The 791-nt window shown below is 26.5% G+C and carries 1 protein-coding gene; it reads right to left on the bottom strand.

Going from position 1 to position 791, the window contains the following annotated elements; genetic code table 11:
- Positions 1 to 791: UvrD-helicase domain-containing protein (locus tag N2692_03110; GenBank protein MCX8016255.1), on the bottom strand; the 791-nt coding region annotated here is incomplete at both ends.

Here is a 791-nt window from a genome sequence, read left to right on the forward strand (position 1 = left end):
CAATAACCAGATTTCATCATAACATCTTCTACAATTTTAGAAGGTGGAAAAGAGTTAATATAACTCCTAATTCCATTTATCATATTCAAAAAAGATTTTATGGACTTTTTAACTCCATCAGAAATTGTATCACAAAGAAACAAAGCTTCATAAAAACTTATTCCCTTTATTTTAGAGTATTCAATTATTTTCTCTAGACTTTTTTCACCTATACCACGCGGTGGTATGTTTATTATTCTAAAAAGGCTTACTATATCGTAAGGATTTATAATAAATTTCAAATAAGCAATAATATCTTTTATTTCTTTTCTTTCATAAAATCTAAAACTACCAATAACTCTATGAGGAATTTTTTTTCTCAAAAAAATTTCTTCAAAACTTCTACTTTGAGCATTTGTCCTATAAAAAACAGCAATTTCTGATGGTTTATATCTAGATAAAAGCTTTTCTATTTTGGCTGCTATTTTTAAAGCCTCATCCTTTTCATCTTCACATTCTATTAAATCTACAGATTCACCTCTTTCATTTGAAGTATACAGATTTTTATCTTTTCTTGTAGTATTATTTCTTATTAATCTATTTGAAGCATCCAAAATATTTGCTGTTGATCTATAATTATGTTCAAGAGTTATAATATAAGCGTTTTTAAAATCATTTTCAAACTGAAGTATATTTCTTATATCAGCTCCTCTCCAACCATAGATAGATTGATCAGGATCCCCAACAACGCATATATTTGAATGAACTAAAGAAAGAGTTTTTATTAAAACATACTGAGCTCTATTTGTATC

The sequence above is a fragment of the Patescibacteria group bacterium genome (genome assembly GCA_026415775.1).
Taxonomy (GTDB): Bacteria; Patescibacteriota; Minisyncoccia; order UBA6257; family JAAZHW01; genus SKW32.